Source organism: Dolichospermum sp. UHCC 0260 (assembly GCF_009711985.1).
In the GTDB taxonomy this organism is placed as follows: domain Bacteria; phylum Cyanobacteriota; class Cyanobacteriia; order Cyanobacteriales; family Nostocaceae; genus Dolichospermum; species Dolichospermum lemmermannii.
Genome location: NZ_VIKZ01000042.1, coordinates 1 through 14,655, shown reverse-complemented (window position 1 = coordinate 14,655; position 14,655 = coordinate 1). Strand labels below are relative to the sequence as shown.

Here is a 14,655-nt window from a genome sequence, read left to right as displayed (position 1 = left end):
CTGGGAATGAATTCCCAGTCGGGATATGGGTTTTACGTTAAGTTGACACCATTAAGCTCTTGCTTTACCCCTACCCGCTAAACGACACTCAAGTTTACTTTGACAATAATATCATTGTAATCCTTATCTCCCCCACCTGCTAAATCTTCAAAACCAAAGACGTTATTTCCTAACAAACGAATGTGATCTACCTTATCACTATTAGCTCCTAAATAGGCAAAGTAAGCTTGGTCAACTTGTCCATTTAGAACTTGATCTACTGTCCGACCATCAGTAAGGATAAACGGCGCAAAAATACTTCCTCCTGTCAATGTTTTATCTGTAAAAGTCCCAGTTCCTTGGTTATTAACTCTGAGGTCAATTCCCGTAACACGATTTTTGATGGCCGCTTGAGCATAACCTGAGTCACCAGGACGAAAATCAACAGTACCATTACCATCAACATCAATACCACCATTTTCATCTGCTACTTTATAAAAGCCGACGAAGTTGTTAAAAGCTGCTTCTCTATTAACAGTAAAATCAGCCTTTACATCTTGGGTTATACCTCTTAAATCAAGAACTTCTCCTTGTTGCTTTCCTTGTAGATTTGTACCCAAAGGTAATGAGTCGTCGGTGGATTTAATATTAACTACCAAATCTTTGAAGTCAGTATTATTATTAGATCCATCTTTCCAAGCTAAGGAGAAACCATCAGTACCTAAGTCGGTAATTTTTTGGCGGGAGATGTCACAGAAAAGTATATCTGAAGTGGGGGTAATTCCATTTTGGACGCTATCAATTGTACCATTTTTAACTAATAAGAATCTCAGGTTATTGCCAGATTCAAATTCTATTAGGCTTGTGAGGTTGTTGATATCAAATCCATTGGGGACATTAGCAATAGTTGAGAAAATCACTTTTGATTTGTTCAAAACTGCTTGGGTATAACCTGTTTCCCCTGGAGCAATGCCATTTATTTTCCCTTGGGCATCGTCAACTGTAAATACACCCAGTTCATTGACTAGATTAGAATTACGTCCTGCGAGGTTGACTTGAAGTTTTGGTGTGTTACCAGAAATTGTAAAGATGTCATCAGCAATTTTGCCGAGGCTAAGGGTACGTTGTAAAGATCCAGTGATGTCAACGGTTACTGTTGCGGTGTCGAAATTCCCATTACCGTCACCAACAGTATATTCAAAAGTATCAAAATCTGTTGCTTCGGGTGCTAACAAATCAAACTGTCCATTAGGATCATAAGCAAGAGTTCCTGCGTCAGTGAGGCTAACAATAGCTCCTGATGATAAAGTCACCTTATCGCCCAAGGAGATATCGCTATTGTTGATTTTAGTAATCGTTAGAGAGTCATCATTAGGATCACTGTCGTTGCTTAATACGTTAATTTCAACAGAAGTTGACGAGGTGGTGTTAGTGGTGTCTGCAATGGCAATGGGGGCTTGAGCAGATTGTTTGAGAGCATCAATTAAGACAGAAACCACTTGTGAAGCATCCGCCGCCTGAAAGTTTTTGCCACCGGTTGCATTGGCAAGTTTTGTAAAATCGGCCGCTGCTGATGGATCATTCCCAATAAGAACACTGAAAATTTCGACTGGAACGATGATTGGAGAGCCTGTAGCATCGGCAGATAATACAGAGAAACTGGTAACAGAGAGTCCGTCTGTGGGGTTAGTGGTTTGGACATCACTGGCAAGCAAAGACCTTGCAGAAACTGATACATCAAGATTTGCAGCTAGTTGAACGACTTGATCAAAAAGGTCGGTATCTTTAGCTGGTGCATCACCAAATAGGATGATCCGTCTTGCATTTGCTTCTTTTCGCCATTCACCTGCACCGCCAGATAATGCGCGAATGAGTCCAGCATTAACAACTTCGGGAAAGTCACCACCACCACCAACTGAGATGCTGTTAATGGCTTGGAGGGCTGCGGTTTTGCGATCTTCGATTTTCGGGTAATCTGTGAAGGAAAGGAAGGTATTGGTAGTGGGATCGTTATAACCAACTACGGCGATCCGAGAGTTAAGAAAGCTATCAAAGATGGAGTTGATAATGTCGCCTGCACTGGCTTTAACCGCATCAATATCATCAAACATACTGCCAGTCGTATCAATGACAAAGGCGATATCTTGCCCTGGTCTGAGGTCAACTGATTTATCGGAAAAGACTGCGGTTTCAATGTTTGTAAGGGTGTCAGAGCCGTCTCTATCGCTCAATTTGTCAGTAATTTTGACAGATTTGTCGGACAGAAACTCGATATCATAATCAGACCTAGCACCTTGATACCTGGATTCGTCTTTTCCATCTCCTCCATCAATAGTATCGTTCCCTGCTCCACCACTAAGGGAATCATTACCATCATTGCCTCTTAGCCAATCTTCACCCTTTCCACCAAGTAGCTTATCATTGTATTGAGCTCCGAAGATATTATCTGATCCCGTTCCACCAAGAATAACTACACCATTATCTTTATATGAAATTAGGGTTGGATAATATTGTAGATAGGCAGGGCTAATCAGTAAATCATTTCCTGGTTGTCCATACATGATGGGTTTATTCCCGTCAAGAAATTTGGTAACACCTCCTGTAAATAAATTCGCTAACAATGTATCCATATCTGGTTTCAGCTTAAAAATATTTAAACTCCCCCAAGATGACATTTTTGCCAGATCATTGTCGAATGCAGTTTTATCATATAAAACCCCAGTGAGAGAACCCGTAAAATTAATATTTACTGTTCGACCAATATTTGACGGATCAACACGCTCTTGAAGATAAGGATTACCTATGGCTGCAATTATCCCTCCTCCTACAAAATCAAAATTTTCTTGATAATCAACTATACGTGGTTCAATTGAAAATTTCTCTATTCGCTTCTTACCATCTGGTTCAACAATAAATACTGCATTATCAGAAATCTGAAATGATTGGGAGTTCCATATATAAACTCGCTCTGCATAATCATCAACATCATCTTGATAATCAATATGCCTCATCTCCCATCCAAAGTTACTTATCCCAAATTTAGCTGCTAACTGTTGCTTAGTATAAGTTCCAGTAGGGATTGTCGGATCGAAAAAACCCGGATCGAAAAATTTTTTTACAAGCTCAAACTGCGCTCCTACTGCAAACCTGCCAACACTTTTCATAAAATCATTTTTGTCTACTTTAACTGAAGTTGGCACAGGTAGTGTTGCAGGACGAATCAGTTTATCATCAACAAGATTACTAGGAGTTGATTTAATTCCATACAAATACCAATTGGTAATTTCTGCTGGTGTTAAATTTGCCATGATGACCCTCCATTATTAATTTTAAGTTTTACCATCGGACTGCACCACAATTTTGTGGTGCATTTTCAAACTTAATTATTTTTGATTTTTGATTACCTTTATCATCCAGATAACGGACTTCAAAATTAAGAACTATGGCATCACCAGAATTATATCCAGTGATGCGATCTAAAAAATTAGCCGGTGGAAGGTCATATCCTCCCCCAGGATTTACTTGGCAGCAATTCGGATTTTTTTGGATAAATTCCTCAAAATTATCGTACCTAATTTGCCTATAATACTGAGTTCCTTTATCTACGGTTTCTATTGGGATACGTTCTCTGTTATTTTGATAATTGAATGCCATCTGAATTTTTTCTTTGTCACTTAGATAGCGCATTTGCTTAAAGCAAAATTTTGAATAATTTAGACCAAAATACAAAGTAGTAACGGATACTATTGTACTACAGACAGTTGTTAGCCAAAATCTAAGAGTCATACTTGTTGCTAATTTTTTAGCATAAGAAGAGGTAGAGCCAAATAATATTGAGATTGAGATAGATAAACAGTAATACATTGATTTGTGGTGAAAATACCACAAAAATAGGGTTGTTTGTCAATTTTTGATACAAAAATACAAAAAATGGTAGCTAGAATAACTAGACTACAATCCAGTGTATTCAATAACACAAAACCCAAGTGATTTTAAAAGTTTATCAAAACCATGTCATCTATCTAAAGACGTAGATTAAAAGATTTTTAGTAAAATTAAGCACGATTTAGAGAAAGCAGCGCACTAAAAAAGGGAGTTGTGGAAATAACCCCCTGACTTAATGCTTTGTGACTGGACAAATTAAAACGTTTACTGGCAGATATGTAAAGAAAAATTTCCTAGGAGGCTACTGTATGCTACGGAAACACATACTCACAGAGAATTAACAGTTTCAAACCCACATAGAGTGCGGGGGAAAATAACCCAATCCCCAACTTAAAATGAAGAACCAGGTTCTTCCAAAAATTCCTCTTCTTCTGGAGTAGAAATCCGTCCTAAAATGGCGTTACGATGGGGAAAACGACCAAATCGGGCAATTATTTCCTTGTGTCGAAAAGCTGATTCAATCGCTTTTGCACTATAGGGATCATGACTAAGTTGTTGAAATAGCTTAATGCACTTGCGTTGATCAATTGGGTCTTCACTGTGTTCAAAGGGTAAATATATGAACCAGCGTTGCACAGCCAATAATTTTCTATCATAGCCTTTGTTTGTGGCGTGTTGCGCTAATGACAGTGCTTCCCAGTCCGTTGCAAAGGCTTGTGGGGTATCACGAAACATATTTCGGGGAAATTGATCTAGTAACAGAATTAAAGCTAGACAGGTTTCTGGTGAATTCATCCAATCATGTAAATATCCGGCTACCGCTTGTTGGTAATCTTCCAGAAAAAGGTCGCGGACTTTAGCATCGAAATCCGGTTGTTTTTCAAACCAAAATGGTTGAATTTTCCCGTAGTTTGGGTCATTAGGATGACCAAACCAAAAATCCAAAATAGTTGTTACCTGTGACATTGCTATTATTGATGATTACAAAGCACCTGTCGCATTTTACATAGATTTGCTGGTAACTCCAAATTCATTGCTTGTTCAATAAAAATTGAGGGAATGGGAATATTGGGAGTGGCTTGTACCGTATAAGCTAACAGAGTACCATTACCCATATCTTTAAGTTCTAACTTGGCGTGAAAATCTGTAAATGAGCCTTTTTCCATCTGAAAGTGGATTTGCTGTCCTAATACTTCCACCACACTCAGATAAATTTCTACTTGGGCTGTAAAAAATAAAAAAGCTTTTTGTGCCGCTTGATACAGCCGTTTAACATCACCTCTAGATATAACTTCGCTTTTAGTAACATCGGGAAAATATTGTACCCAACGGGGGTAATCTGTAATTTGTTGCCAGACATGGGATCTAACTAGTGGGACATACATACAAGTGGTAACAGCACCACCCCAGTTAGTATGAGAGCGAATTTCTGTGAATACTTCTCCCTGAATTAGTCGTCTTTGCTGATCTTGACTCCAAAGGGTATCTAATAGAGGTAGCTTGGCGTAAGCGACATTTTTAAGATTTGAGGTTGACATATATAATGCAGATATAGTGATTTTGGTAACTTTTTAAGTGATTAACCTTGATGATTTCATTGAGTTTAACTCACTTAATTCTAATTACAGTTCAATTTATGGAGTTTTCGCAGATAATTAGTCTCAAGTTCATTTTCAAGAGCGTAAATTGGAGTTAAGAGAAAAACACCGTGAGTCAATCTTCTTTAAATGGCAAATTCATCCAGGGTTTTGGGATTCTTTTGGGGATGAGTGTCTCCTTATTTGTACTGAGAGGGTTGGGTATTATCACCTTCCTTCCTGGTGGTTTAATTACTCTACTGTTCTTTGGGGCTATAGCTTTAGCAATCTTCAGTTATTGCTCAAGGAGATGGTGGCGTTTTTAGTTTCATAATCAATAATTATTACATCAAAAAAACTGACAAGTCATTGATCAGAGGTAAAAAAGATGCAAAACTATATATGTACCGTTTGTGATTATGTCTATGACCCAGAAATAGGTGATCCTGATGGTGATATAGAACCAGGAACGGCTTTTGAGGATATTCCAGATAATTGGGTATGCCCAGTGTGCGGTGCTGAAAAAACTGAATTTGAGTTATATGAAGAGTAATATGGAGATAGGATAGATCCGATAGATCCCCGACTTCTTCAAGAAGTCGGGGATCTGAAATCTGAAATATTAAAAAATTTTTGAAGTTGTTACCCTTGCAAATTGTAGTTATTGGTGGTGGGGCGGCGGGATTCTTTGGTGCGATCGCTTGTGCTGAAGCTAATCCTCAAGCCCAGGTTACTTTAATCGAAGCTAGTCGTCAACCTTTGGCGAAAGTTCTCATTTCCGGTGGAGGACGTTGTAACGTTACTCATGCTTGTTTTGAACCCAAAATTTTAGTTCAGAATTATCCTAGAGGTGGTAAAGCCCTGTTGGGTGCATTTACCCGGTTTCAACCTCTAGACACCATAGCTTGGTTTACGGAACATGGGGTGAATATAAAAACGGAAGCTGACGGCCGGATGTTCCCAATTACAGATCGTGCAGAAACCATTGCTGAATGTTTAATTAAGGCGACTTTTGATGCCAAAATAGAACTTTGTATTGGCACACCTGTTACCGCTGTCACTCGTAAAAATGCCGGGTTTGAAATTCTGCTCAAATCGGGAGAAACGAAAGAATGCGATTGCTTACTTTTGGCTACAGGTAGCAGTTTAGCAGGTTATAAAATCGCTAGAGAATTAGGTCATGACATCCAACCCCCTGTACCTTCTTTGTTCACCTTTAATATTGCAGATCCTCAACTGCGGGAATTAGCAGGAATTAGTGTTAATTCTGTAAATCTGCGCTTACCTGGGACTGGAAAAACCCCCTTCCAACAAACAGGCCCATTGTTAATTACCCATTGGGGTGTGAGTGGTCCAGCAGTATTGAAACTTTCGGCTTGGGGGGCGAGAATTCTCCATGAAAACCGCTATCAACATAAATTATTGATTAATTGGTTGCCAGATTTATCCCAAGAGGAAGTGAGACAAAAACTTTTAACAGTCAAAGCTGAATGGGGACAAAAAGCGATCGCCCTCCATCGTGGTGTAGACTTACCTCATCGGCTTTGGCAATATCTTATCAATCGTACCCATATTCCCACAGAAGAACGTTGGGCAACCATATCCAACAAAACCCTAAATCAACTAGTCCTAGAAATCTCCCAAGGAGAACACCTAATTACAGGTAAAGGCGCATTTAAAGAAGAATTTGTCACCTGTGGAGGAGTCAACCTCAAAGAAGTCAACTTCAAAACAATGGAAAGTAAAATAGTCCCCGGCTTGCATTTTGCTGGTGAAATATTAGATATTGATGGTGTCACCGGTGGCTTTAACTTCCAAAGTGCTTGGACAACAGCCTACTTAGCCGGTCAATCCATGACAAAATCAACAGAAGATAACTAATTTCTTCCTTTGCGCCTTTGCTCCTTTGCGTCTGGGCGCGAAACAAAAATCTATAAATCGTGTTAGCAAATCAATATGAAATTTAGTGAAATTCTCAACCAGCTTAGTGATTATATTACCCAAAGTAGCCTTGAAACTGATGTAGAAATTACTGGAGTTGCAGCCATAGACGAAGCGACATCTGGAACTCTCAGCTATATAGAAGGCTCTAAATTTGCTTCATTGCTCAATTCTACCAATGCGAGCGCTGTAATTTTACCCCCAGATGAAAAATTGCAGAATCAAGCCACAGAAAAGGGGATTGCTTGGTTAACAACGAAAGAACCAAAACTGTTGTTTGCCAAAGCGGTCACTCTTTTTTATCAACCCTACCGTCCTAGTCCCGAAATTCACCCCAGCGCGGTCATTCACCCCACCGCCAAAATTGGTGATGATGTTTATATTGGCGCTCATGTTGTCATTTCTGAAGCTGTGGAAATTGGCAATTATGCCATTATTCATCCCAATGTTGTCATTTATCCAGAAGTCAAAATAGGCGATCGCACTACCTTACACGCTAATTGTACCATCCACGAACGCAGCCAAATCGGTGCAGATTGCGTTATTCATAGCGGTGCTGTCATTGGTGCAGAGGGATTTGGCTTTGTGCCTACCCGCACCGGTTGGTTTAAAATGGAACAATCAGGCTATACAGTTTTAGAAGATAGGGTAGAAGTAGGTTGTCATACAGCCATAGACCGTCCCGCTGTGGGGGAAACCAGGGTGGGCAAAGATACTAAAATTGATAATTTAGTCCAGATAGGACATGGTAGTCAAATTGGGGCTGGTTGTGCCATAGCAGGTCAAGCAGGCATGGCTGGAGGGGTAAGACTAGGAAATCGGGTAATTTTAGCTGGACAAGTGGGAATTGCCAATCAAGCTAAAATCGGGGATGGGGCGATCGCCTCTGCTCAAACTGGTATTCACGGCAATGTCGCACCGGGGGAAATTGTCTCAGGTACTCCAGCAATGCCGCACAAAGTGTACATCAAGGCGGCAGTAATTTATAATCGCTTGCCAGAAATATATCAATTCTTTAAACAATTAAAACGCAAATCAGGTGATGAATAATTGTCATTAAAGAATGAGATTCCGTTCTATAAAACTTACCCAAAATTACCAAAGTCTAGACACATCTGGACAGCGATAATCTTAGTGTTTATTTCCTGCTTCATCGCGGTCTTAGAATGACTTCCAATCTTGTTTGCCCGCTCCACAGGCAATCTCGGTAGAACTTACCGTTTCTGACCGTAGTTCCTAAAAGGAACCCCACGCAGTTGCTACTCTGATCACTAACCTGTTAAGGTGCTTGTGTGGCAATTGCTAATCTTGCTCCTTTTACCTGCCGCACCCGATCCATCACTACCACGACTTGACCATGAGTAGCACTTTGATCAGCATTAATAATCACTACCACTTCCGTATTTTTGCCCATTAATTCCTGTACCTTTACTGGTAAAGTTTCCAAAGTTACTGGCTGGCGATTTAAACTCACATTCCCTGCTGAATCTACAGTAACGGTAATTGGTGCGGCTGATGATTGGGCTTTGGCTGTCCCAGCTTTAGGTAAATTAACTGGCAACCCTTCGGAACGATGTAAAAATAAAGTGGACATAATAAAAAATGTCAAAATAGCAAAGATGACATCAATCATCGGCACAATATTAATCTGGGCTGGAATATCCGGTTCATCTGGTAGACGCATTATGATTTATCCCCTCTTTCATACTGGTGACGATAAACTAATTCTAATTGCCCACCATATTCTTGAATCCAGGCAATTTGTCGTAAATACATTCCCCGAAAGCTATTCGCAAAAAACAAGGTAATAATAGCTACAACTAATCCCGATGCTGTGGATACTAAGGCTTCACTAATCCCAGAAGTGACACCAGCGGTTTTTGTACTACCGACATCACCAATATTTAATGATGCAAAAGAGCCAATTAAACCCAAAACGGTCCCTAATAATCCCAGCAAGGGAGCTAAACCAATAATTGTATCAAAAATATTTTGAAACCTTTTTAATAACGGGATTTCCGCCTGAGCCTCACTTTCTAAAGCCAAGCGGAATTCCTCTGGGTTGGGTTCTTCCAATTCTAAAGCCGCTAGAAAAATTCGCGCAATCGGTAAATCAGCATTTTTGTGTAGTATATCTAGAGAGGTAACTACATTACCTTGACGATAAAAACTTAACACCTGCTTGACTACGCGATTCTGACGGCCACTAATTCCTATCCAAAACGTAATCCGTTCCAGAATGAGAGTGATTCCTAAAACCGAAAAAAATAGCAGTGGCCACATAACTACGCCACCGGCTTTGAATAAGTTACTAATTTCCATTGACTGATACTTTTAACCGAGACATTCCCCGACATCTGAGATATCGTGAATATCTAGTATAACATCACCAACTGAGTTAGTGAAGGTGGTATCCCACATTGCCTTAGAACGTAATTCTAAGGCTCTTGATTGTCTATCAACGAGTTCAATACCCAAATTTTCTCTAGAACTACCAAGTTTTCTAAGGAAAGGTTTATTTTCTTTGTAGCCATTCAAGTCTATTCGGAACCATTACAGTTACTCAAAATATTTATTGACTTTAAATTAACTACAAAACTCTCATATATATTTAATATTATGAACCTATTGTCGGAAAATGTCAATAGATGTCTGAAGATTTGATGTCCTATTCTTTACTCTTTTACTAATTCTTGATACAGCTAGATTAACAGATTTTCAAGAAGAGCAAGTCTAGGCGATTGCTATGGCAGAGTGTATTTGTGGTATGATTTTTTCAACTGAATATTGGTACTGATGTTCTCAATGTTCAAAAAAATAAAAAAAATTTCTTTTTTTGGGGTCAAAACCTATTGACTTTATTTTCTCGGCGTGATATTCTGATAATGGGAATTTGTGCCTAAATAAAAATTTTGCTTACATTCAATTGTAATAATATAACTATATTAGCACATTTAGCCCGCCCCACACCCTCAAAATAAAAAATTTTTTTGAAAAAACTTATTTAAAAATAGCAAACCAATAATTTAAACTTATGAATTAGCACAAGAAACTCAAATCATCTTCCTGCCCTGAATCACCTGCAAACTTCCACCAGCATATAAAGTAGGTTTTCCCACATCAAAACCATAATCTCTTAACAAACCAGGTAAATCCGTTTTCAACAATTCCCAAGCCGTCTGGGTTTCAAACAACCAGAAAAATACCGCCAATCCCGGCCAAAATATCGGATTTGTGGGAGAGTGAAAATCTACCAAAGTGAAAACTCCTCCCGGTTTTAACACCCGATAAACCTCTTTAATGATTTTTTGCAGTTGTTCAGATTGCATTTCGTGTAAAGCCGCGCTAGTATGTACCACATCAAATAAATTATCAGCAAAAGGCATATTTTCAGCAAATGCTTTTATGTAAGTGGCATTTGGGACATTTTTCTGCGCTCGCTGGATAGATAATGGGGAAGCATCCAAGCCAGTGACATTTTCCGAAAAATTCACTAAAAATCTGGTTACTTGACCACTACCACAGCATAAATCTAAAATTTGAGTATCAGATTGCAGTTTTAAATTTTGTAAAGCCAGTTGACGAAACCGGGGTTCACCACCCACAGTCACAGCCGCTAACCGGGAGATGCCATCATACAGCCATTGGTATCTGTAACTTAAATCTCTAAAAATTGTGGCCATTGTTTTTTTCCTGCCGATAAAGCTTTATATTTAATAAAGATATATTGTTAACATTAGTGAAAAATCTGTAAGGATTGGGGGAAAGTAACTGCTATGGGTCGTATAGGGGTATTATTACTTAATCTCGGTGGTCCCGACAAACCAGAAGATGTCGGACCGTTTTTGTATAATCTGTTTTCTGATCCAGAAATTATCCGCTTACCGTTTCGCTGGATGCAAAAACCTCTAGCTTGGTTTATTGCTACGCGTAGAGAAAAAACATCTCAAATAAATTATCAGCAAATCGGCGGCGGTTCTCCCTTGCGACGGATTACAGAAGAGCAAGGAGCAGCCATTAAAGCTCAGTTATGTCAATTAGGACAAGAAGCTAATATTTATGTGGGAATGCGCTATTGGCATCCTTATACAGAAGAAGCGATCGCCCAACTTACTCAAGATAACATTGATAAATTAGTAATTCTCCCACTTTACCCCCAATTTTCCATCAGCACCAGCGGTTCGAGTTTCCGGTTATTAGAACAACTGTGGAAAGAAAACCCCAAACTTCAAAGTCTTGAATATACCGTCATCGCTTCTTGGTACAAAGAATCAGGTTATCTGCAAGCAATGTCAGAACTTATCGCTGGCGAACTTGCGAAATTTTCCCATCCTGATGACGTGCATATCTTCTTTAGCGCCCACGGTGTCCCCAAAAGCTACGTAGAGGAAGCGGGTGATCCCTATCAACAAGAAATTGAGGAATGCACAGACTTAATTATGCAAACCCTCAACCGTCCGAATCCCCACACATTAGCTTATCAAAGTCGCGTTGGTCCTGTAGAATGGCTACAACCCTATACAGAAGATGCACTGAACGAACTCGGTGCAAAAGGTGTGAAAGATTTGGTAGTTGTTCCCATTAGTTTTGTTTCCGAACACATCGAAACACTCCAAGAAATTGACATTGAATATCGAGAAATAGCTGAAGAAGCAGGAATACACAACTTCGGACGTGTCCCTGCGCCCAACACTAATCCAGTGTTTATTAAAGCCCTATCTGACTTGATAATTGATGCCCTTCAACAACCTAACCTCAAACTCTCTCAAGTCACCCAAATGAAAAAAAGGGTGAAAATGTATCCCCAAGAACGTTGGGAATGGGGAATCACCACCAGTGCCGAAGTTTGGAATGGTCGCATAGCCATGCTAGGATTTATCGGGTTGATTATTGAGTTAGTCACTGGTAAAGGCTTACTCCACGTCATCGGACTTTTACATTAGTTTTGGGGATTGGTGATTGGTGATTGGTGATTGGTAACAGACAAAAGAATATTTTTTGTTATTCTCTCCTCAGCCCCCCTGCCCTTTTCTACCACTTTTATACCAGTCATACCAGTATTTACCGCTAATAACAGCAAGCCAGAGGAGGATCAAAGCAATTAATCCTCCTTTTCGAGGAGCATCCACCGCAAAAAATACCAGTGTAATAGACATGACATCTTGCGTAAACACTGCCCACATTGGCAACCCACGCAAGCGATAAAACCAACCTACTAAAACTAGCTGAAATACCAAAGCCAATAAACCACCAATTAAGGCAATTAACCAATTTGGTGTGTGAGTCGCTGAAGCAACAGCTAAACCCATCAAAGCTCCTACTAGGGGAGACAAAAATAAATGAACTTGCTGTACTATTCTCTGGCCAATGAGTTTTTTGGAAGCGAATAGTTCAAACAAAGACCAACTAGTGAGTAGTCCGATTAAAATCTGGGGAGAAATGCGTGATAATACTGGCATCAGCGACCAAATTTGATCACCTTTTAGGATACCTATAATTAGTAAAGGTACACCTAATCTCATTCCAGCAGCAGCGCCAGCAGATAGGATGGCGAGAATTTCAATCATGTGTATATCCCCGACTTTACTAAATTAGCAAAGGTGCTTTATTAATACTGACAATTGCTTCTGATCAAGACTAGATGAAATTAACATAGTCATAGTAGATACAGATTGAATTTCTATATATACACTGTTGTAATCTATGCTTTTATGTTTTGAGTATAGTAATAAGCCGTATATTTACCTTTCACTTTGCGACATGGAAGGAGTAAGTGGTCAGTGGTCAGTGGTCAGTGGTCAGTGGTCAGGAGAAAATCACCAATCACCAATCACCAATCCCCAATCCAGTTCTAAATACCCAGTCGTTGATAAACTTGTTCTAAATGCTTGAGATGATGTTGTGGATCAAAACAGGCTTCTATCTCTGCGGGTGACAAGTTTTGAGTGACGCGAGGATCTTTGCTGATTAAATCACGGAAGTTGCCTTCTGGTTTATTCCAAGCAGTGTGGGCGCTTTCTTGGACTATAGAGTATGCTTCTTCGCGGTTAAGTCCTTTGTCTATTAAGGTTAGTAATACCCTTTGACTAAAGACTACTCCCCCATAACAGTTGAGATTTCGGGCCATGTTTTCAGGATAAACCAACAAGTTATTTACCAAGTTGGTGATTTCATGCAGCATAAAATGAGTCAGAATGCAAGCATCTGGTAAAATTACTCGTTCTACAGAACTGTGGGAAATATCCCGTTCGTGCCACAAAGCGACGTTTTCTAATACTGCCCCTGCATGACTTCTCACCAGTCGCGCCATCCCTGTTAACCGTTCGGAACGGATAGGATTACGCTTGTGAGGCATAGCACTAGAGCCTTTTTGCCCTTTAGCGAAAAATTCTTCAACTTCTAAAACGTCTGTTTTTTGCAAGTTGCGAATTTCTACAGCAAAGCGTTCTATGGATGCAGCGAGTAATGCTAACTGTTGCACAAAGTCTGCATGAATATCGCGGGAAATTACCTGAGTGGAAGCAGTATCGGGTTTCAGTCCGAGTTTTGCACAGGCAATCGCTTCTACACGTGGTTCAATGTTGGCGTAAGTTCCTACCGCACCGGATATTTTGCCAACAGCGATGGTTTTTTTGAGAATTTGCAGCCGTTCTTGGTGTCGCAATACTTCCGCTAACCAACCAGCTAACTTAAAGCCAAAGGTAATCGGTTCAGCATGAATACCATGCGATCGCCCAATCATTAACGTATGCCGATGTGTTGTGGCTTTCTTACGAATGGCATCAATTACATCTTCTAGGCGTTTTAACAACAAATCCAGACTAGCAACTAATTGTAGTGATAAAGCAGTATCCAAGACATCAGAACTAGTTAAACCTAAATGAATATAGCGTCCTGCATCACCTACATATTCATTAACATTTGTCAAAAAAGCAATGACATCATGATGGACTTCCGCCTCAATTTCTAGCACCCGCTGCGGGTCAAAATTCGCCTTAGCCTTAATTTCTTCTACTGCTGCTGCTGGAATATAACCCAGTTCTGCCTGTGCTTCGCAAACCGCGATCTCTACATCTAGCCAGGTTTTCAGCTTATAGGTTTCACTCCACAAATTGCCCATTTCGGGCAGGGTATAACGCTCAATCACATTCACAGCATCTAATACAACTGTCATATTTTACATTGAAAATTACCCACTCATGAACTACCCCTGGCTAACTTCGTTTGAGCCGGGGGTTTCTACATCCCCTAGCGGAGCCTGAGATTTTTGACG

14 protein-coding genes are annotated in these 14,655 nt (G+C 39.9%); 4 read left to right on the top strand and 10 right to left on the bottom strand.

From position 1 onward, the window contains the following. Positions 1 to 77: 77 nt before the first annotated feature. The 4 genes from FJR08_RS23285 to FJR08_RS15985 form a co-directional block, all read right to left on the bottom strand. Positions 78 to 3,287, bottom strand: coding sequence for a DUF4114 domain-containing protein (locus FJR08_RS23285; RefSeq protein ID WP_168633833.1), 3,210 nt, complete (start codon positions 3,285 to 3,287; stop codon positions 78 to 80). A gap of 28 nt (positions 3,288 to 3,315) precedes the next feature. Next, positions 3,316 to 3,633 carry a hypothetical protein gene (locus FJR08_RS15995; protein ID WP_168633832.1) on the bottom strand — a complete coding sequence of 106 codons (318 nt, stop codon included), beginning with the start codon at positions 3,631 to 3,633 and terminating at the stop codon, positions 3,316 to 3,318. A 621-nt stretch (positions 3,634 to 4,254) separates the two neighbouring features. Then, positions 4,255 to 4,830 carry a DUF924 family protein gene (locus FJR08_RS15990; protein WP_168633831.1) on the bottom strand — a complete coding sequence of 192 codons (576 nt, stop codon included), beginning with the start codon at positions 4,828 to 4,830 and terminating at the stop codon, positions 4,255 to 4,257. A gap of 5 nt (positions 4,831 to 4,835) precedes the next feature. Beyond that, complete coding sequence (locus tag FJR08_RS15985; protein ID WP_168633830.1) at positions 4,836 to 5,402, bottom strand: SRPBCC family protein; 567 nt, start codon at positions 5,400 to 5,402, stop codon at positions 4,836 to 4,838. A 427-nt stretch (positions 5,403 to 5,829) separates the two neighbouring features. Between FJR08_RS15985 and rd the strand changes: the two genes are divergently transcribed. The 3 genes from rd to lpxD all read left to right on the top strand — a co-directional run bounded on the left by rd (position 5,830) and on the right by lpxD (position 8,432). Next, positions 5,830 to 5,994, top strand: coding sequence for a rubredoxin (rd, locus tag FJR08_RS15975; protein ID WP_168633829.1), 165 nt, complete (start codon positions 5,830 to 5,832; stop codon positions 5,992 to 5,994). Positions 5,995 to 6,080: 86 nt separating this feature from the next. Next, the gene (locus tag FJR08_RS15970; RefSeq protein ID WP_168633898.1) at positions 6,081 to 7,322 is read left to right on the top strand and encodes an NAD(P)/FAD-dependent oxidoreductase; all 1,242 of its coding nucleotides are present in this window, start codon (positions 6,081 to 6,083) and stop codon (positions 7,320 to 7,322) included. Between the two features lie 75 nt (positions 7,323 to 7,397). Continuing rightward, positions 7,398 to 8,432, top strand: a complete 1,035-nt coding sequence (lpxD, locus tag FJR08_RS15965; RefSeq protein ID WP_168633828.1) for a UDP-3-O-(3-hydroxymyristoyl)glucosamine N-acyltransferase — start codon at positions 7,398 to 7,400, stop codon at positions 8,430 to 8,432. Between the two features lie 229 nt (positions 8,433 to 8,661). Here lpxD and FJR08_RS15960 read toward each other — a convergent pair whose 3' ends face one another. The 4 genes from FJR08_RS15960 to FJR08_RS15945 form a co-directional block, all read right to left on the bottom strand. Continuing rightward, positions 8,662 to 9,066: a biopolymer transporter ExbD gene (locus tag FJR08_RS15960; RefSeq protein WP_168633827.1), complete on the bottom strand. Its 405-nt coding sequence runs from the start codon at positions 9,064 to 9,066 to the stop codon at positions 8,662 to 8,664. Next, a complete protein-coding gene (locus FJR08_RS15955) occupies positions 9,066 to 9,704 on the bottom strand; it encodes a MotA/TolQ/ExbB proton channel family protein (protein ID WP_015081172.1) in 639 nt (212 codons plus the stop codon). Before FJR08_RS15955 ends, FJR08_RS15960 begins: the two co-directional genes overlap by 1 nt. 12 nt (positions 9,705 to 9,716) lie before the next feature. Next, complete coding sequence (locus FJR08_RS15950) at positions 9,717 to 9,920, bottom strand: hypothetical protein (RefSeq protein WP_168633826.1); 204 nt, start codon at positions 9,918 to 9,920, stop codon at positions 9,717 to 9,719. Between the two features lie 515 nt (positions 9,921 to 10,435). Further along, positions 10,436 to 11,065 (bottom strand): class I SAM-dependent methyltransferase, encoded by a 630-nt coding sequence (locus FJR08_RS15945; RefSeq protein ID WP_168633825.1) that lies wholly within the window; start codon positions 11,063 to 11,065, stop codon positions 10,436 to 10,438. 93 nt (positions 11,066 to 11,158) lie between these two features. Between FJR08_RS15945 and hemH the strand changes: the two genes are divergently transcribed. Next, on the top strand, positions 11,159 to 12,325 hold the full coding sequence (hemH, locus tag FJR08_RS15940) for a ferrochelatase (RefSeq protein WP_168633824.1): 1,167 nt from the start codon (positions 11,159 to 11,161) through the stop codon (positions 12,323 to 12,325). 69 nt (positions 12,326 to 12,394) lie between these two features. On the opposite strand, the gene FJR08_RS15935 is transcribed toward hemH, so the two are convergent. Together FJR08_RS15935 and purB are read right to left on the bottom strand one after the other, a co-directional pair. After that, positions 12,395 to 12,949: a DUF4126 domain-containing protein gene (locus FJR08_RS15935; protein WP_168633823.1), complete on the bottom strand. Its 555-nt coding sequence runs from the start codon at positions 12,947 to 12,949 to the stop codon at positions 12,395 to 12,397. 284 nt (positions 12,950 to 13,233) lie between these two features. Continuing rightward, positions 13,234 to 14,529 (bottom strand): adenylosuccinate lyase, encoded by a 1,296-nt coding sequence (gene purB, locus FJR08_RS15930; protein ID WP_041458503.1) that lies wholly within the window; start codon positions 14,527 to 14,529, stop codon positions 13,234 to 13,236. Between the last annotated feature and the right edge of the window lie 126 nt (positions 14,530 to 14,655).

Bases quoted from the DNA above. Each gene is read 5' to 3' on its own strand.
- FJR08_RS23285 (WP_168633833.1), bottom strand. From the start codon at position 3,287: ATGGCAAATTTAACACCAGCAGAAATTACCAATTGGTATTTGTATGGA.
- FJR08_RS15995 (WP_168633832.1), bottom strand. From the start codon at position 3,633: ATGGCATTCAATTATCAAAATAACAGAGAACGTATCCCAATAGAAACC.
- FJR08_RS15990 (WP_168633831.1), bottom strand. From the start codon at position 4,830: ATGTCACAGGTAACAACTATTTTGGATTTTTGGTTTGGTCATCCTAAT.
- FJR08_RS15985 (WP_168633830.1), bottom strand. From the start codon at position 5,402: ATGTCAACCTCAAATCTTAAAAATGTCGCTTACGCCAAGCTACCTCTA.
- rd (WP_168633829.1), top strand. From the start codon at position 5,830: ATGCAAAACTATATATGTACCGTTTGTGATTATGTCTATGACCCAGAA.
- lpxD (WP_168633828.1), top strand. From the start codon at position 7,398: ATGAAATTTAGTGAAATTCTCAACCAGCTTAGTGATTATATTACCCAA.
- FJR08_RS15960 (WP_168633827.1), bottom strand. From the start codon at position 9,066: ATGCGTCTACCAGATGAACCGGATATTCCAGCCCAGATTAATATTGTG.
- FJR08_RS15955 (WP_015081172.1), bottom strand. From the start codon at position 9,704: ATGGAAATTAGTAACTTATTCAAAGCCGGTGGCGTAGTTATGTGGCCA.
- FJR08_RS15945 (WP_168633825.1), bottom strand. From the start codon at position 11,065: ATGGCCACAATTTTTAGAGATTTAAGTTACAGATACCAATGGCTGTAT.
- hemH (WP_168633824.1), top strand. From the start codon at position 11,159: ATGGGTCGTATAGGGGTATTATTACTTAATCTCGGTGGTCCCGACAAA.
- FJR08_RS15935 (WP_168633823.1), bottom strand. From the start codon at position 12,949: ATGATTGAAATTCTCGCCATCCTATCTGCTGGCGCTGCTGCTGGAATG.